Origin of the sequence: Ancylobacter sp. FA202 (assembly GCF_000380205.1) — a bacterium.
GTDB lineage: Bacteria > Pseudomonadota > Alphaproteobacteria > Rhizobiales > Xanthobacteraceae > Ancylobacter.
The window spans coordinates 450,469-469,249 of the sequence record NZ_KB904818.1 but is presented as its reverse complement, the minus strand read 5'-3'; the positions used below and the strand labels follow the sequence as shown (position 1 = coordinate 469,249).

Sequence of the window (18,781 nt, the reverse complement as noted above, 5' to 3'; positions counted from 1 at the left end):
TGTTCAGCAAAGGGCGACGCCATGGCCGGCGGCAATGAGGGGGTGAAGGCGGACAGCGTCATTCCACTGTCGAAGATCGACCCGGAACGGTTCGACGCGCTGGGGTTGACGGAGCATGGCTGCGCGCAGCTCGATCTCTGGCTGGCCGCGCTTGGCGAGAGCGGTGGCGCCGTCTCCGCGCTGCAATTCGAGCTGCCGGTCTATGCCGAGGGCGGTGCGCGCACCACCGCCACGCGCGTGGTCGTCGCTTCCCGCGAAACGCGCGAGGTGTGGCGTCCGGGCGACGCGTATGCCGCGCTCAAACCCGCGCAGGCCGCCATCGACAAGGCGCTGGGCCTGCGTGCCGCACAGCTTTGCTATTCCTCCTATGACTTCGCCGCCATCCAATCCGTTGCCGGCACGGTCAGCACCAAGGACCGCACCCTCGTCGCGGACACGGCGCGGGCGCTGCAGGCGGACTGGCCGCACGATCTGGCGCCGCTGCGCGGAGGCATTAATTTCACCGGCGAGGCGAGCCTGCTGCCGGAGTTCGACGCCGCGCTGCGCAAGCGCTTCGGCCTCGACGGCAGCGTGCGCGTGGCCGGCAATGTCGGCAAGCTTCCGCAGGGCTACCGGATCGAGGTTAGCACCGCCCTGTCGGTTCCGCCGCTGGAACTGCTGGACGGGCGTTTGAACATCGCGCTTCTCCGCGCCAGCATCGGGGCGGAAGGGGTGGGGGCGGGCAACGGCACGCCGCCCTTCTCGCTGGCGCTGCACGGCGCCATTACGCTCGACCAGCAGAAGCTGGCGACCTCGATCGAGGTGAATGCCGGCTCCCGGCAGCTCGCTCTCACGGCGGAGGCGCCGGACCTGATCAAGGCGGGGGCACTGATCAAGAGCCTCGCCCCCGAGCTGGGCAAGACGCTCAGCGGCACGTTCAGCACCATGGACAAGGTGGTTCCCGGCCTGCAACGCCTGGAAGTGTCCACCCCGATGGACGGGTTGGACGGCGCGCGGTTCGCCCTCTGGCTGAAATACAGCGAAGCCTTCCCCCTCCTCGATCTGATCCGCATCACCCCCAGCCTGTACGTCGCCGGCACCTCCAGCGGCGGGGAATTCACCTTCGATATCGAGCTGACCGGCCGGGGCGAGATCGGCAGTGGGAAGGAGGCGCTTGCCTTCGAGACGACGCTTTCCCTGCCCGAGGGCAGCTTCCGTGCCACGCTGGTCGAGGGCAGCAAGGTCGTCCTGCCGGAGGACATCGCCGGCAAGGTCGCCAAGGTGGAGGGGCGCGAAAGCCTGCGGTTGATCGACCTGGTGATCAGCGCGAACACGCGGACGAAGGACTATACCTTCTCGGTCATCACCATCGGCTTTCTCGAGTACCGGATCGGCAAAGGCTCGCTGCTGATCGGCGATGTCCGCTTCGAGATCGGCAAGTCTGGGGGCGGGAGCGTCAACGCGGCGCTGGAGGGCTCGCTGGTCGTCGGCGATGTCGAGGCCGACGTCTCGATCAACATCGACAACGGGTTGAGGGGAAAGGTGACGATCCCCCGCCTGCCGATCGGTGCCATTGCCGCCGATCTGCTGCAGATCGAGGCTCCGGAGGAACTGGCGGCGGCGGAGATCAAGGACTTCGAGGTCGCGCTCACGCTCGGCAAGGAGACCGAGTTCTCCTTCAAGGCTGAATCGGATTCGGAATTCACCATTGCCGGGCTGAAGGCGAAGCTGGCCAAGCTTGACGTCACCTATGCCGGGAAATTGGATCTTACGGCCGAAGGCCAGCTGCGCTTCGACACCACCGAGGTGGACCTGAAGCTTATCTACGCCGAGGGGACGTGGAACTTCTCCGTCAGCGCCAGGACCAGCTTCGATCTCGGCCGGGCGCTTCGGCCGCTGGCGGCGGAAATCGGCTTCGAGCCACCCTTTCAGGACGGCAGCCTCACCGTCACCCGGATTGACGGCGCCCTGCGGCTCGGGGCCGAGGGCACCCGCATCGCGCTCAGTTTCGCGTTCAAGACCAAGGACGGCGATTTCCGCCTCACTCTGGTGGCGGCGCGCCAGCTGTCGGGGGCAAAGGCCGGCTGGGACTACAGCCTCAGAATGGGTCCGGCGACGATCGACTTCCGCAGCCTGCCGGTTGTCGGCGGGGTGATCGGCTCGGCCGCCGATGCCTTCGCCAAGAGCGGGGGCAAGAAGGAGATCGGCATCGATGCGCTGCGGGTCGGCGTGCTCTCCACGCTTGAGGAAACCGCCATCGCCGAGTTGTTCAAGAACCTGCCGACGGAGACGTTTGCCCCGCCGACAGAGGTGACGGGCAAGCTGTCGCTGACCGGCACGCTGCGGCTGCTCGATTACGAGAAGCCGATCGTCTATCCGCAGCCGAAGGAGAAGGCCCCGACCAAAGGGGCCGGCGAGGCGCCGCACGCACTGCCGGCGCCCGGCGCCGGCAATCGGGACGCCAAGGCCGGAAAGGGCGAAGCGCCCGCCAAGGTCGCAGCCGCCGCCAAGGCCCAAACGCCTGCAAAGGGCGAGGCCGGCGAGAAGGCGCCGGCTCCCGCCGCGCCGGAAGACAAGCCGGCGGACAATCTCAACTGGCTGACGATCCAGCGCGATTGCGGCCCGCTGCACCTGGCCAAGCTCGGCTACGGGGTGCGGCAGGCGGGCGGGAGCTGGGAGGTTTCCGCGGCGCTGGCGGGCCGGATCAGCCTGTCGGGCGTGCAGCTGGAACTGATCGACGCCGGCGTCACCGTCAACCTCGGCGCGCTCACCGCGCCACGCGGTCGGCTGAGGGGCATGAGCCTCAGCTTCAAGCGCGGCTCGGTGTCGGTCGAGGGCGGCTTCCTGCAGATGTCGGAAACCGTCTATGGCGGCCAGCTCAGCGTCCAGCTGCCGAAAATGTCGATCGGCGTCGTCGGCCTGTATGGCACCTATCCGCGTCCCAGAGGTGGCTCTTCCACCTCCCTGTTCATCTATGGAACGCTGAGCCTCACCGGCGGCGCCGGCATTAAGCTGGGCGCGATCACGTTGACCGGCCTGGCGCTCGGCTTCGGCTATAACCGCCGGGTGGTCGTGCCTGACATCGGCGCGGTGGCGGACTTCCCGCTGGTGGCGCTGGCGATGAAGGAGAGCGCACCCGACGCGGACAAGCCCTCGGCGGGCGATATGCTGGCCACGCTGGAAAAGCATCTGCCCTTCGACGAAGGCCAGATGTTCGCCGCGCTGGGGCTGCGCTTCACCATTGCCGAGACGATCGACGCCTTCGCGCTGGCCATCGCCCAGTTCGGCAAGGATGTCGAGTTCTCGCTGCTGGGCCTCGCTCGCTTCGAGAAGTCGGTCGGCGACCAGAAACTCTGCCGGGTCGAACTCGCGATCAAGATGACCTTGCGGCCGGACGAGGGCGTGTTCCTGCTGCAGGCCGAGCTGACCGCCAATTCCTGGGTGCTGGACCCGTCCTGCCGGCTCACCGGCGGCTTCGCGCTGGGCGTGTGGTTCGCCGGTGCCCGCAAGGGCGATTTCGTGCTCACCATTGGCGGCTATCACCGCGCCTTCAAGCCACCGGCGCATTATCCCGCCGTGCCGCGCCTCGGCCTCAACTGGGCGGTGACCAACGAACTTACCCTGAAGGGCGAGCTCTATTGCGCGCTCACGCCGTCGCATCTCATGGCCGGAGGGCGTTTCGAAGCGTCCTTCGTCCATAGCCGCATCAAGGCATGGTTCGTCGCCGCCATCGATTTTCTGATCTGCTGGGCGCCGCTGGAATACAGCCTGGATGCCGGCATCTCGATCCGCATCGAAGCCGATCTGTGGCTGTTCTCGATCAATCTCAGCCTCGACGTTCAGCTCAGCCTGTGGGGGCCGCCCTTTGCCGGGCGGGTGAGGGTCAAAATCTCGGTGCTGTCCTTTGAGATCGCTTTTGGCGGCACCAAGGCCACCAGCGAAATCCGCAGCTGGGCGCAGTTCGGCGCGCTGTTCCTCGACAAGGCCAGCACACATTGGCAGGCGATACCCGCCGCCGGTGCGCCGGTGGAAGCGCCGGCCATTTGCGGGGCGGCGCTGGTCGGCGGGCGGCTGTCGCAGCCGGGCGACAAGCCGCCGATCGGCCCGTGGCTGGTGCGCGGCGACGAGCTGGTGCTCTCGGTGGCGTCGATCCTTCCAGCCACCACGCTCGCCTTCGGCACCGTGAAGGGTGCGGTGCCGGCGAAGGGACGCAGCGGCCGCCCTCTCGCGCTGGCCGAGCCGCTGGTTCTGACGGGGACGGCTGGCCGCCATGCCGCCGAGAGCGCCAATTTCGGCATCGTCCCGCTGGGGATCACCGCGGCGGAGAGCACGCTAACCATCGCCATCGTCAAGGATCTTGCCGGCGGCGGCACCGAGCCGGTCGATCTCGCCGGCTGGGAGAGCGAGCCCGAGCGCCAGGGCATGCCGGCCGCCCTTTGGGACCGGCAGCCCCCCGACAAGGCGCCCGCCGCCAAGATGACCGGCGCCTATCTCACCGGCCTCGCCCGCCTGCGCCCCCCCGCCGGCCAGCGTCGTGGCAAGGGCACGGTGGTGGACATCGCCCGCCACCGAGAGAGCGACCTGATTTTCCGCGAGGGGTCCGTCCGCGACCCGGCCGTGCAGGCCCCCGCCGCGACAGGCGCCGTGCGAGACGTGGCCGCGCGAGACGTGGCCGCGCGAGACGTGGCCGCGCGAGACGTGGCCGCGCGAGACGTGGCAACGGCGCAGGACGCCCGCCAGGCCGAGCTGGTCACGGCGCTGGGCGGGCTCGGATTTCCCATCGCGCTGGGCGCCGGGGAGGGCGCGGCGCGTCCCTTCCGCGCTCCGCCGATGAGCCGCAGCTGGAGCCAAGGAGCATAATCATGCCCAATGCCGGCGCCCCGCCCGACGCCCTCAAGGTCGAACTCTACGACGCCTATCACCCGGCCCTCACGGCCGGCAGCCACCGCGTGCTGGTGCAGCAGTCGCTGGCCTATCCCGACCCGGGCGGGACGGCGAAGGCACATCATTATTACCGCGACGACGCCTTCCTTGTGCGCGGCCCCCGCTTCTTCCTCGACGAGAACGACATCCAGGCCCGCTACCCCTCCGTCGGGGGGATGGGCGATTTCGGTCGGCACGTTCCCAATATCGTGCTGCGCAAGCGGGCCCTGCCCTGGGAGCGCCAGCTGGCGTTGGGCGGCGCGGCGCGGGCGCCGTGGATGGCGCTTCTCCTGCTCACCGAGGCCGAATTCCAGGCGCAGGGCGGCGAGGCGGCGGTGCAACTCGTCGCGCCCGAGGCGCTGATCGCCGCCGGCCGCCGCAGCGCCGACGGCAAGGTGCTGCTGCCCAAGCTCGACGCCGAGCCCGATAATGACGCCGGCACTCAGCGCGCCAGCGTGATCGACCTGGAGCGCGATCTCGCCCGTGCCCTGTGCCCGTCGGCGGCGGATCTGCCGCTGCTGGCGCATGTGCGCCAGGTCGGCATGAGCGACAAGCCGCGCGAGGCGATGCACGGGGCGGGTGAGTTTCCCGTCGTGTGCGCCCGCCGGATTCCCGCGCCCGGAGCCAATCTCGCCTTCCTGGTGTCGCTGGAAGGCTGGGAGGAACTGGTCGAGGGAACGCTGCCGGAAGGACCGGCCCGCCTGCGGCTGGTGGTTCTGGCGCGCTGGCGCTTCACCCATGATCCCGGCTTCTCCCACAGCTTTTCCGGCCTCGCCCGACGCCTCGGCACCGACACGCTGCGCACCCAGAGCCCACCCGGCACGCCGGAGGCGCTGGCCCGCCCGCTCGCCGCCGGGCACACGCCGCTGCCCTGCCGGCGGGGCGAGGGCGGCGCGCGGCTGGCCTGGTATCGCGGCCCCTTCGCCCCGGCGCCGGTGGCGCCGCTGCCGGTCGACGAATTCGCCCATGCCGACGCCGCGCTGATCGTCTCGCCCGAGGATGGCGCTCTCACCCTGTCCTACGCCGCCGCCTGGCAGCTGGGGCGGCTGATGGCGCTGGCCTCGCCGGGCTTCCTGGCCGCCACAAGGGCCTTCATCACCGAGGACGCCGGCCCGCGCGAGGTGGCGTTCCGGCTCGACATCTTCATGCGCAACCACCTGCTGGCGATCCGGCGGGAATGGGGCGCGCCCGCTCCCTCACCCGCCGCCGACACCGGGGCCGAGCCGCCCGACAGCTTCCACGCCGCCCTGAAGATGATCGGCTGGCTCAAGGGCCTGATGCTGCTGGAAGGCGTTCCCTTCCCCTATCTGGTGGCGGGCGAGGCGCTGCTTCCCGTCTCCAGCCTGCGGTTCTTCCATCTCGACGCCAACTGGCTGCTGGCGCTGGCCAATGGCGCGCTCAGCCTCAGCGGCAGCGCGGCCCGCGAAGCGACCCGCGCCGGGCCGTCCATGCGCCGCCTCCTGTCGCAGCTGATGGAGCGTTGCGCAGCGGGCGCGGCGGCCGAGCTTGATCCCAAAGGCGAGCTTCTTGACCGGCCGCGCACCGGCTTCCTGCTGCGCTCGACCCTGGTGTCGGACTGGCCGGGGCTGGAGACGGTCGTCACTTCGACGCCGGAGAGCGCCCGTCCGCTGCGGCTGGAGCGGCTGGCGCCGGATGTGCTGTTGGGCATCACCGAGGGACAGATCGCCCGGCTGACGCTCAAGGAGCCGCCCGAAGGGCTGGCCTTCCGCCTGCCGGAGCCGCGCGCCAACGTGCCGGAACCGGATGCGCGCGGCCTGTTCGGCCCGCTGGAGCGGTTGCGGGCGGAGAGCGCGCTGGGCCTTACCCGCCTGCAGCCCGCCGCGGCGTCCGGGTCCCCGCCGGACCCGCTTTCCGCCGCCGCTTTCGCCGCTGGCGCGCTGAGCAGCGGCAGCATCCAGAACTTTGTTTGGGAGATCACGCGGTGAGCGCTGCCGAGACCGCCGCGAAGGCGGCCACCCCGCTGCTGGTGCCGATCCAGCTCGAAGCGCTGGTGATCGAGGGGGACGCCAGCCCGAGCGGCGAGCTGCTGCTGGCGCGGCACACCGCCGAACGCGGCGCCTCGCTGCGCTGGAAGGCCACGCGCGCCAATTATGTTCCCGGCCTGCGCACCCTCGTCGATCCCAAGCTCACGCCCTTTCTGGGCGCGGTGCCGGAGGCGGGCGAGCGGCTGGCTCTGCGCGAAAGCGAGCGCCCGAAAAAGGCCGATCGCGGCGTCTATCTGCGCTGGCTCGTTCCCGCCGGCCTGCGCAAATCGTTGGCCGAGAACAGCCTGAGCTTTCCCGCCTTGCCGGAACAGTGGCTGATTGTGCGCCTGTTGCGCCGCGCGGCCTCCCGCCGCGAGGTTGAGCTCAAGGCGTGGGTGATCGACGGGTCGGCCTATCCCGGCGACGCCACCTCGGCCAGCCTGCCGGTGGCGATGCCAGGCAAGACCGCTTCCGCACCGCCGGAACTGACGGCGACGCCGGTCGGGATCGCCCGCCCGCTGGAGACGTATGACGCCGCGCAACAGGCGCAGATGGCGCACACCACGCTGACCGCGCTCGGCACCCCCTGGACCGGCTCGCCAACCTTCTCCACCTCGCTGGCGGAGAACCGCAATATTCTGTCCTGGCACGATGGGCTCGCCGATCTGCGCGACGGGCAGGACAAGCTGCCGCTGGCCTGCGTCAGCTATGCGGTGGTCGGCTGGTATCGCACGCCCGGCGCCGATCCGCTGGTGGCCCTGCCACTGACGCTGAAGGACGCGGCCGGCCGGCCGGCCGACCTTGCGGCTGTGCTGGCGCATCTGGGCTGGGCGATGCCGCCCGGCTTGCCTGAGACGCCGGGCCCCTGCCTGTTCCACGGTGTGACCGCCCATATCAATTTCTGGGACGCGGAGCGCTATCGCGGGCCGCTGCTCGGCTACCCTCAGTCGCCGCCCGCCCATGGCGGCCTGGCACCGCCGGAGGCGCGGCTGGAGGTGGGGCTCGGCACCTCGGCGCCGGCGGCGCTGGCGGCGCTGGTGTCGGACCAGTGGTGGAAGGACGAGTTCTCGCCGGACGACCGGCCGAAATGGGCGGTGCTGGAGGGGCACCTGCTGGGGGCGGCCGACCCCGCCGGGCTCGATACCTCCACGCGCCGGCGGCTCGACCATCCGCTCGGCTTCACCTCGCTCGATGCCGGGGTGCTGCACCATCTGGTGCAGAGCACCGACGCGGCGGACAAGGGCCCGGCGCCGACGGCGGCGCAGAGACAGGAACTGGCCCGGCTCAACGGGCGGCAATCGGCGCTGAATGACGAGGTGCGCGCGCTGGTCACGCGGGGGAATACGCTGCGCATGGCCTGGCGCGAGCGCATCGTCGCGGTGCGGACCGGCACGCTGCGCCTCAACGCGCAGCCGGACCCGCTGGCCGGGCTGCAGGCCGATCTCGACGCCTTCGCCCAGGCGGTGGAGACGGCCTCGGCCGCCGCCACCACTCTTGCCGCCTCCGTTGCCGCTCTCAAGGCCGACCTGCCCAAGGGGTGGGAGCTCAATGCCGCGCCCGAGCCGCCCTTCTGGGTGGTGGCGGACCCGGTGGTGATGCTGGCCGGAATGCCCGGCGCCAGCCGGCGGGCGCTGCCGGAAAAGCTGCCCTGCCGTACGTCGGCAGGCCTCGTCGCCACCGCGCCTGTTGCGGCCGAGCGCGCCGCCTTTCCCTCGGAGGCACTGACCGCGCTGGCGACAACCCTCACCGCCAAGGCGATGCCGCAGGCCGGCGCCCTTGCCGACCTGCTGCGCGAGGCGGCGCTGATGGAGCAGGCGGTCGCCGCGCGCGCCTTTGCCGACGCCGCGCCCTTTGCCGGTCAGATCGAATGGGAGCAGTGGAAGAACGCGCTGCAGGAGCGCTTCCGCTCCGGGGCGGCGGGCGTTTCGCTCACTCTGGCCGGCGCCGATGGCCGCGCGGTTCTTCCCGAGACGCTGGTCGCGGTCTGGGGCCAGCAGCCCTGGTCGCCGCTCTATATCGACTGGAACGTGAACTGGCACGCCAGCCCCGCCGGGCTGAAGGACTGGTCCTTCCCCCTTGGCCAGCAGGCGCTGCATTACGACTATCGACAGCCGGACGGCGTGCCGGCGGCCGGACGCGAGGCGCCTTCGGGGGTCAAGGGCCGCAGCCTGATGGCGCCGATGGATGGCGGCTTCATCACGACCGCGCTCAACGCCTCGATCGCTGAGGCAAACCTGAACAATGGCGACTTCACCACCCTGACCCGCACGCCGCTGGTCGGCCAGGAACTCGCCGGGCTGGGAGCGAGCGTGCGCCGCCTCAACGCCCAGGCGCTGACGCCCCGGCCCGATGCCACGCTGCCCTGGCTCACCCCGGCGACCGACCAGCGGCTGCAGGCCGGAACCAGCGCGCTGGCGCGGCTCGCCGCCGGCCTGCGCGTCGCCATGCCGGCGCCGCTGCCGCCGCTGCCCGCCGCGCCGGGCGAGGCGCCTGCGCTCGAAGCCGGCTGGTTCCGCCTCGACCATCTGTGGGTGGTGGACGATTTCGGCCAATGGGCCGAGCCGATCGCCCGGCCCGGGACACGGGCGCAGCCGCATCCGCGCTCGCGCCTGCGCCTCGGCGCCAGCGTGGACGACACCCAGTGCGGGCCCTTCGCCCGGCCGCCCCGCCTGACCGAGGGCGCGCGGCTCGATGTTTCCTTTGTCGGGCCGCAGACGTCGATCCGCGGCTGGGTCTATCTCAACCGGCTGGACCATGCGCTTGTTGTCTGCGCCGGCGATGGGCGGCTGCTGGGCGAGCTGGCGCTTTTGCCCGCCGGGCCGGGCGGGCCCGGGCGCGTTGTCTGGCGCAGCCTTGCCGAGGCCGCACCCGTCGCCCCGGCCGGCATTGGCGATCCGGTGCTCGCCCATCTGGTGGCGTGGCTGGCGGACCCGGCCGAGGGTGCCGACCGGCTGGCGCGGATGCTGGCGACGGTGGAGGAGGCGCTCCCCACCATTCGGGCGCGCGAGGCCGCCCCCGAGCAGATGCTGATCGGCCGGCCGCTGGCGGTGGTGGTGGCGCAGGCGCGGCTGCAGTCCGTTCGCGGCACGCCGGGGAAGGCCGCCGGCGCGCTCAGCCTGCCGCTGCGCCTCGGCAACCGGCGGGACCCGCAGGACGGGCTTGTCGGCCATGCGCAGGGGCTGGCCTTTGCCGCCTTCGCCGGGCTCGAAGGGGCGCCGGCGCCGCAGGCGGGTTTCGCCACTGCCAGCGAGCTGGTGCTGCTCATGGACCCGTCGGCCTCGGTGGAAGTCGCCTGCGGCGTGCTGCCGGCGCACGCGGTGAGCCTGCCCGTCGACGAGGTGCGGGACGGGCTGGCCCGGCTGGAGATCGGCTTCAGCGTCGGGCCGGTGCTGTTTCACGGCGCGCTGCCGGTCCTGCCGCCGCCGGCCAGCACGGGCGGGACGTGGGAACTGCGCGAGCCCGTGGGCACGCTCTCGGCGGTGGCCGCGCTCGGAATCGAACCGCGCTTTGACGGCGCGGCGCCCTCGGCGGGCGAGGGCTGGTTGATCCTGCGCCGCTCGCAAGCGCCGGTGAAGACCGTGCCAGAGGCCTGAAAACGGGGATCGGGATGACATATCGCACAAGGTTCTCCACCCTGCTGGCCGCCGCCCTGCTGGCGGCCCTTCCCAGCCTTGGAGGCGCGCCCGCCACCGCGCAGAGTCCGGCCCCCCTCCCGCCGCCGCTGATCGAGGCGCGGGTGGTGCCCGGCACGCCGCCCACGCTGCAAATGGTCGTTGCGCCCAGGCTCGGTGGCGAGGGGGCAAGTGGCCCGCGGGTGGTGCAGATCCTGCTCGATCGCGACAGCCTCGCCGACGACCTCATCCGCGAACAGTCCGATGACCTCTGGCAGGATATCGGTTCGGTGAAGGGGGTGCTGCGCGACCCCGTGGGCGACCCGCCCTGGTTCCTGATGCGCAGCGACGGTGCCGATCCGAAAAAGCTCCGCATCGGCATCGCCAACTACAATCTCAACCAGAGCGACGCCTCGACCGTGAGCCCGGTCAACACGGCGCTGCGCATCTTCCTGCCGCTGCGCGTGGGCGACAAATCCCTCGCCCTGCAGGTCAGCGCCGGCGACAGCATCGACACGTTGTCGGCCCCCCTGCCGGTCGAGGCGCCGGTGCAGCAGCCTGCCGTGGTCGATGCCGAGGCCAAGGTCGAGTTCGGCGTCGATGTCGCCGCGCCGAACGCGCTGGCGATGGGCGCCACCGTCACCCTGACCTGGAAAGTGGCGGACTGCGTCCAGGCGACGTTGAGCGGTCCGATCGATTTTCGCCAGCCGGTTCTGGCGATCAAGCCCATTGACGGCGTGTGTGCGGGCTCGAAGAAGGTGCTGGCGCTGGGGAACGCCACCTACCAGCTGACGGCGGAACTCACCGGCAAGGCGGATAGCCGCGTCAGCGCCGTCGTCACCAAGACGGTCAGCCTCGCTGTCCTGCGCTTCGACCAGTTCGCCAATCTGACGCTGACCCCGCCCTCGGTTCTGCCCGGCGGCAAGGTTCGGGCGCGCTGGCACATCCGCGAATTGCCGGTCGACGACCGGCGCGAGCCGGTGCTGTCCTGGACCGATGCCAATGGCAAACGGCGCCTACAGCGGCTGCCCGCCTCCTCGAGCCAGACGACGTCTGGCGAGATGAGCTTTACCGTGGCGCAGAACCTGGACGGCGTGGATACGGCGGTACGGCTGCACTATGGCGAGGAAACCCTCGAGCACTCCTTCGATATCGAGCGCTGGCAGGTCGCCGGGCGTTCGGCGCTCGATACCGGGCCATTGCGCGGCATGGCCTATGCCGGCGGCCGGCTGGTGCTGTGCAGCGAGAAGGGCCTGTTCCTCTCTGATGTCGGCGCCGGCGGCGGCATCGGCGCGGACAGTGTCGGCAAGGTCAACGACCCGTTCCCGGATTTTTCGCGCGTGCCCATCACCCTTGGCGATCGCCCGGAGGCGCGCGGTCCCGGCGCCGCCGCCGGCCGGCAGACGATCGAGCAGGCCCCGTGCCTGGCGGTGCGCGCCTTCGACGCCGAGCGCGTGGCGGCGCTGGTCCAGATCGAGAAGCCGGCCGCCGGCAGTCCCGGCTATGCCGAGCTGACGCTGCTGTCGCCGGCGACCGGGCTGGCGAGCTACCCGGTGACCCTGGCCGATGGCCCGGTCGATGCCGGCGCTACCCAGCTGCGGGACTATCAGCTGGGCATGCTGCGCGGGCGGATCATCGTGCAGGTGCAGATCGGCCCGCGCGACCGCAGCACCGATCTCAATCCCCGCTCCTCGATCCGGGCCTATTCGATCGCCGAGGGCGACATCCGCGCCAGCACGGCCGGCTGGCGGCCCGAGCCGGCGCTTGCCACCGACGAGCTGCGCCCGCGCTATGGCTGGCACCTGGTGGACGGCTTCGGCGTCGACAATGCGGCGCTGTTCCTGGTGAACGCGATCAGCGGCGAGACGGCACGCTACGAGGCGAGCACCGCCAGCGTCCAACGGCTGGAAGAGGCCCGGGCCAGCGGCTCCCCGGTCCGGCTGGCGGCGGCGCGCGAGCGGGTGGAGATCGATTTTCCCACGTCGGCGAGCAGCCTGGGCAAGGAGCAGGCCGCTACGCTGGGGAACGGGCCGATGACCAATGTCGGCGGGGTGCTGGTCGCGTTCGGGGCAGGGGTGGCCTACAACCCGCAGACCAATCAGTGGCAGCCCGGCGCCTTCGGCGAAGCTGGCGGCAAGGGCAGCGTCGCCGCCTATCGCGGCGACGGCGAGCCTCGCCTGTGGCTGATGAAGGCCACTGGCGAAAGGCTCAGCCTGCCGGTGGAAAGCCCGCGCCTGTTCGTCGCCGATTACTTCGAGAACGGGCGCGCCGCCAGCCTTCCCTATCTGGTGCTCGGCGCCAAGGTGACGGTCCGCAGCCGCGAGGCGCTGAATTGGCGCACCGATCGGCGCACCGTGCTGGCGAAGGTCAGCGACGCCAAAGAGACGGTCGACTGCACGGTGAAGGGCGTCACCACCCCGGTGCCGATGGTGCTGAGCACCTACGAGCTGCGCTACCCCGATCGCGGCCTCGATCTCATCGGCGTGTCCGCCGACGGCAAGACCCGCGTTTCGAAGGCACACAAGAGCAAGGGCAGCTGGGACGTCACCGTCAGCTCCGATCCCTGCGTGACGGTTCGCGTCGAGCCCGTCGCGGTGGCGGGCCCGTGAGGCGATCGCCCGACCATCGCCGCCCCCGGCATTCCCAAGGGCCGGCATTCCCAAGGCAAGGAGCAGGAAGATGAGCGAAGACACCGTGACCCCGCTATGGACTCTCACCCGGGTCAACCAGATCGACGGCGAGAATCTGAGCCTGACCCTCGATGGAGAAGTCACGCCCAAGGTGGAGATCACCCCCGAAGGCAAGGCCACCTTCAACACGTCGATGACGGTCGCCGGCGCCATGGTCATGCAGGGGCCGGCCACGGCCGAGGCCGGCCTCACCGTCAGCGGCTCGGCCTCGGCGACCGGCACCATCGCGGCGGAGCAGGGATTCGTCGGCATGGGGGCGGTGCCGGTCGGCGCCATCCTCATGTGGTCGGGTGATCCGAAGAAGCTGCCCGCCGGCTGGTACCTGTGCAATGGCGGCGGCTGGCTGGCCAATGGCGACCCCATTCCGGACCTGCGCAGCCAATTCATCGTCGGCCAGGACTCCCGATCCAATGAGTACAAGCTGGCGGGGAGACGGGGTGGGTCTCCCCAGGGCTCCAAGGTCAAGGTCCTTCCGAACGCTCAGGCAGGCGCCGCTGATTTCCCGCTGCGCTGGTATGCGCTGGCCTACATCATCTTTGGCGGGCGCGGCGCCAACATTCTCGCCGACCCCAACATGCGGGCGGATCTGCGCAATGACCAGTTCATCAACGAGGGCGAGGGCATTTCCTCACCGTCCGGCCGCTATGTCCTGAAAATCGCGACGGGGCGCAAGCTCCAGCTCTTGGACATGCGGGGCAACGCGGGCGCCACGCCGCTCTGGCGCATCATGCTGGGCGGGTTTGAACGTGAGGGGTCCAAGGCCGTCATGCAGGCCGACGGCAACTTCGTCTTTTACAACAAAGACACGGAACCCGTCTTCGCCTCGGATACCAACAATCAGGGTGTGCTGCTGCGTGTAACGGACGACGGCAAGGTCCGTGTCGACGATGCCGACGGCAAGCCGGTCTGGTCGAAGCCCTGAAGCGATTAGGTCACACCAGTCTCACCCGAGGAGCCGCACGATGAACGACCAGACCGTGACGCCGAACTGGACCCTGACCCGGGTCAGCCAGGTCGATGGCCGCAATCTCAGCCTCACCTGCGAGGGCAAGAGCGAGCCGGCGCTGGAAATCACCATCGAAGGCAAGACCACGCTCAACACCCCGCTCACCGTGAACGGGCCGCTCACCGTCACCCAGGCCGTGACGGCGAGCGGCGGCATGCAGGTCAGCGGCGGCCTTGCTGTCACCGGGCCTATCGAGGCGGCGGGCGGCATTACCGGTCCGGGGATGATGCCGAAAGGCGCGATCATCATGTGGGCGGGCGACCCGAAGGATGTGCCCGCCGGCTGGGCCCTGTGCGACGGCAGCCATGGCACCCCGGACATGCGGGCGAAGTTCCCTGTCGGGGCGGATGGCGGCTCTTTCGGCCTCGGCAAGCCGGGCGGTAAAATCAGTCACCAGCATGCGTTTGAGGCAAAGGTCAAGTTGGATCCGATCCGCTCGGCCGGCGGCACGCACTTCCAGGTCATCACTCCGGGGGAATATCCGGTCAACGGCGAAACCAAGCCGTCCGATCACCTGCCGCCCTATCTGCCGCTGCATTTCATCACGAAGCTGTAGACGCCCGCATCGGGTGCAGGACACGCTGAAGGCGAACTGGCGCGGCTTTACAGCCCCCGGAGCGAGACGGTAGAAAATAATCGCATGCGGCGCGGGGCGGATGCCTCGCATCAACGCAGCGATTGGGCGGGCATGAGCGGAACGTATAGGCACGCCGTGCGCAAGGCTGATCCAGCCTTTGCGCTGCTGCTCCAGCTGTGCGCGCGGGCGGCGCGGCACGGGGCAGGGGCGTCCGTCGCTCCGGCCGGCCGGGTCGAGGATTGGCCCGCCTTCCTACACCTCGTCGACCGGCACCGCGTGGCCGGCCTCGTTCATCTGGCGCTGGGTCGCGAGGCGGCTTCTGTGCCAGACGACGTGCGCCAGTCCATCGCGCAGAAGGCCGGGGGGCTGGCGCGCACCAACCTCGCCATGGTGGCCGCCATCATCGGCCTGCAGAAGGCGTTCGACGCCGCCGGCATTGGGGCGGTCTTCTTCAAGGGCGCGCTGGTCGGCCAGCGGGCCTATGGGTCGGTGGCGGTTAAGCACGGCAAGGACATCGACTTCCTGGTGCGGCCCGACGATCTGGCGGCGACCTTCGCGCTGCTCGCGGGCGAGGGCTACCAGCCGGTCTTTCCGCAGGCGCCGCTGACCCCGGCCAAGATCGACGCGCTGCGCGCCTTCCAGATTGAAGCGGTCATGGTCGATCCGGCGTGCGGCGTGCAACTGGAGCCGCATTGGCGGCTCACCGAGAACCGCCGGCTGCTGCCGCTCGCACCGCTTCTGGCGGGTGCGGGAAAGCGCGAGAGCCTGGGCGGGGTCGCCATTCGCGGCTTCCATCCCGACGACGAGTTCGCCTATCTCTGCGTGCACGGTGTCCGCAGCGGCTGGTTCCGCCTCAAATGGCTGGCCGATCTGCACGCCCTGTTGGCCGGGCTGCCGGAAGAGGAACGGCTGCGCCTCTATCGCCATGCCGAGCGCCGGGGCGCCGGGCCTGCCGCCCTGCTCGCCTTCGGCCTGTGCCGCGAGATGTTCGGGTTGCCGGTGCCGGCGGCGCTGGCGCGTCCCGTCGAGGCGCCGTTGCAGAAGGCGATGCACCGCATCAGCGTCGCCAACCTCCAGGATGAATACCCGCAATTCTCCCTCCGCCAGGTGGTGGTGCTGCCGATGTTGCACGCCCTGGCCTGCGGTCCCGGCCATGTGATGGCCGAGGTGCTGCGCTGGACGGTGAACTGCCAGGACGCGCTCGACGTGCCGCTGCCGCGCCGGCTGTATTTCCTCTACCCGCTGCTGCGCGCCCCGCTCTGGTTCGGGCGGCTGCTGCGCGGCACGACCCGGCTGGGCCGCAGGACGGTCCGCGTTTGAACGCCCCCGCGACGATGTTGCGATGCAGCATCGGCATCGCTACGGTAAGGCCGTCCGGTTCCGAAAGGTGCGCCAATGCCCTCCAAGGTCCTGCCTCCCGCCAAACCTCCCGCCGCCGCTGCCGCAAAGACGGCGCGGCGCGGTCCGCGCAAAGCCGCCGGGGACGCGCCGGCGGCCCCTGCACCCGATGAAACGCAAGCGCCCGCGGGGTCCGGCCCGACCCGGGTCGATCTCGCCTTGCAGGGTGGTGGCTCGCATGGCGCCTTCACCTGGGGCGTGCTCGACCGGCTGCTGGAAGAGGATTGGCTCAGCATCGAGGGCATTTCCGGCACCTCCGCCGGGGCGATGAATGCCGCCGTGCTGGCCGATGGCTTTGCCGCCGGCGGGCGCGAGGGCGCGCGCGCGGCGCTCGACGCCTATTGGCGCCACGTCGCCGAGGCCGCGCGTTTCAGCCCGTTCCAGCGCGGCCCGCTCGATGTGCTGCTCGGGCGCTGGACGCTCGACCATTCGCCGCTCTTCGTCACCATGGACCTGATGTCGCGGCTCTATTCGCCCTATGACCTCAATCCAGGCGGCGCCAACCCGCTGCGCGCCATTCTGGAAAAGGCGATCGATTTCGAGCGGCTGCGCGCCTCGCCGGTCAAGCTGTTCATCACCGCTACCAATGTGCGCACCGGGCGCGGCCGGGTGTTCCGCAATGCCGAGATCACGCCCGAGGTGCTGCTCGCCTCGGCCTGCCTGCCCACGCTGTTCCAGGCGGTGGAGGTCGACGGCGAGAGCTATTGGGATGGCGGCTATTCCGGCAACCCGACGATGACGCCGCTGGTGCGCGAACTCGAATCCGACGACACGATCCTCATTCCGATCAATCCGGTGGAGCGGCCCGGCACGCCGCGCACCGCGTCGGAAATCCTCAACCGGCTCAACGAAGTCTCGTTCAACGCCGTGCTGCTGAAGGAGCTGCGGATGATCGCCCTGCTGCGGCAGGTGGCCGATCCCGGCAATTGCGAGGGCGCGCAATGGGCGCGGATGCGGATCCATCTGGTGCGCAATTCGATCATGGACACGCTCGGCTATTCCTCGAAGCTCAACGCCGAATGGGAATTCCTCAGCCTGCTGCGGGACGAGGGCCGCAAGGCGGCCGATGCCTTCCTCGAAGCCGATGGCGGCAATATCGGCAAGCGTTCCTCGGTCGATCTCGACGTGCTGCTCGAAGGGGTGTGAGCCATGGGCCTCATCGGCATCCTGCTCGGTCTCGGCCTTCTCGTCTGGTTCGCCTATCGCGGCTGGAGTGTGCTGCTGCTGGCGCCGCTGGCGGCGTTGCTCGCCGCCCTGTTGTCCGGCGAGCCGCTGCTTGCTAGCTGGACCCAGACCTTCATGGGCAGCGCGGCCAGTTTTGTCGGGCAGTTCTTTCCGCTGTTCCTGCTCGGCGCGCTGTTCGGCAAGCTGATGGAGGATAGTGGCTCGGTTTCCGCCATCGCCGATTTCATGACCGAGAAGCTGGGGGCGCAGCGCGCCATCCTCGCCGTGGTGCTGGCGGGCGCCATCGTCACCTATGGCGGTGTGAGCCTGTTCGTCGCTCTGTTCGTGCTGGCGCCGATGGCGCAGGCGCTGTTTCGCGCCGCCGACATTCCACGCCGGCTGATGGCGCCGGCCATTGCGCTCGGCACCTTCACCTTCACCATGATGGCGCTGCCCGGCACGCCGGCGATCCAGAACGCCATTCCCATGCCGTTCTTCGGCACCACACCCTTCGCCGCGCCGGGGCTCGGCATCATCGCCTCCGCCCTCATGCTCGGCTTCGGCCTGTGGTGGCTCAGCCGGGCCGAGGTGGCGGCCCGCCGGGCAGGGGAGGGGTTCGGCGATGGCGCCGCTGCGGTCAATGCCGCGCTCGACGACCCGGTGCTGCGCGAGCGGGCGACCACGGCGCGCGAATTTGACCCGGCCGAGATCGCACATGGCCACCAGAGCGTGGAGCGCCCGTCGATCGCGCTGGCGGCGCTGCCGCTCGGGCTGGTGATTATCGTCAATCTCTTGATGTCCTTCCTCGTCCTGCCACGCCTCGATTTCGGCTTTCTCGCCGAAGAGCGCTGGGGCGGGGTGCCCCTGTCGGCGGTCAGCGGGGTCTGGTCGGTGGCGGTGGCGCTCCTCGTGGCAATCGTGGCAACGTTGGTCATTAACCGGCGCCGCCTGCCAAAGCTGCGCGAGACCATGGATGCCGGCGCCAATGCCTCGGTACTGCCGATCTTCTCGGTGGCGAGCCTGGTCGGCTTCGGCGCGGTGGTGGCGGCGCTGCCGGCCTTCGCGCTGGTGCGCGACTGGGTGCTCGCCATCGAGGGCGGGCCGCTGGTGTCGCTGGCGGTGGCGGTCAACATCCTCGCCGCGCTCACCGGCTCGGCCTCGGGCGGGCTCACCATCGCGCTCGACGCGCTGGGGCCGGTATTTCTGGAGCGGGCCGGGGCGCTGGGCATCGAGCCGGCGCTGCTGCACCGCGTTGCTGTCATGAGCGCGGGCACGCTGGACAGCCTGCCGCACAGCGGCGCGGTGGTGACGCTGCTCGCCGTCTGCGGCGTGACCCCGAGGGAAAGCTATCTCGATATCGTCATGGTTGCTATCGTCGGTGCCCTGGTGGCGCTGGTGGCGGTCATCGGGCTCGGCTCGGTGCTGGGCAATTTCTGAAGGGTGCGGGT

The 18,781-nt window shown here is 70.2% G+C and carries 9 protein-coding genes; all 9 read left to right on the top strand.

Going from position 1 to position 18,781, the window contains the following annotated elements; all coding sequences use genetic code 11:
* Positions 1-21 precede the first annotated feature (21 nt).
* The 9 genes from A3M1_RS0102080 (at position 22) to A3M1_RS0102040 (ending at position 18,770) form a co-directional block, all read left to right on the top strand.
* Positions 22-4,839, top strand: a complete 4,818-nt coding sequence (locus A3M1_RS0102080; protein ID WP_018387292.1) for a DUF6603 domain-containing protein — start codon at positions 22-24, stop codon at positions 4,837-4,839.
* A 2-nt stretch (positions 4,840-4,841) separates the two neighbouring features.
* Entirely contained in the window at positions 4,842-6,848 is a 2,007-nt protein-coding gene (locus A3M1_RS0102075; protein WP_018387291.1) for a hypothetical protein, read from the top strand.
* Complete coding sequence (locus tag A3M1_RS0102070) at positions 6,845-10,480, top strand: hypothetical protein (RefSeq protein ID WP_018387290.1); 3,636 nt, start codon at positions 6,845-6,847, stop codon at positions 10,478-10,480. Before A3M1_RS0102075 ends, A3M1_RS0102070 begins: the two co-directional genes overlap by 4 nt.
* Before the next feature lie 14 nt (positions 10,481-10,494).
* Entirely contained in the window at positions 10,495-13,107 is a 2,613-nt protein-coding gene (locus A3M1_RS0102065) for a hypothetical protein (protein ID WP_018387289.1), read from the top strand.
* Between the two features lie 70 nt (positions 13,108-13,177).
* Positions 13,178-14,110: a hypothetical protein gene (locus tag A3M1_RS0102060; protein ID WP_018387288.1), complete on the top strand. Its 933-nt coding sequence runs from the start codon at positions 13,178-13,180 to the stop codon at positions 14,108-14,110.
* Between the two features lie 40 nt (positions 14,111-14,150).
* A complete protein-coding gene (locus tag A3M1_RS0102055; RefSeq protein WP_026221090.1) occupies positions 14,151-14,750 on the top strand; it encodes a tail fiber protein in 600 nt (199 codons plus the stop codon).
* 132 nt (positions 14,751-14,882) lie between these two features.
* Entirely contained in the window at positions 14,883-16,091 is a 1,209-nt protein-coding gene (locus tag A3M1_RS0102050) for a nucleotidyltransferase family protein (RefSeq protein WP_245261543.1), read from the top strand.
* Between the two features lie 75 nt (positions 16,092-16,166).
* Complete coding sequence (locus tag A3M1_RS0102045; RefSeq protein WP_018387286.1) at positions 16,167-17,315, top strand: patatin-like phospholipase family protein; 1,149 nt, start codon at positions 16,167-16,169, stop codon at positions 17,313-17,315.
* Between the two features lie 3 nt (positions 17,316-17,318).
* Entirely contained in the window at positions 17,319-18,770 is a 1,452-nt protein-coding gene (locus A3M1_RS0102040; RefSeq protein ID WP_018387285.1) for a GntP family permease, read from the top strand.
* Positions 18,771-18,781 lie beyond the last annotated feature (11 nt).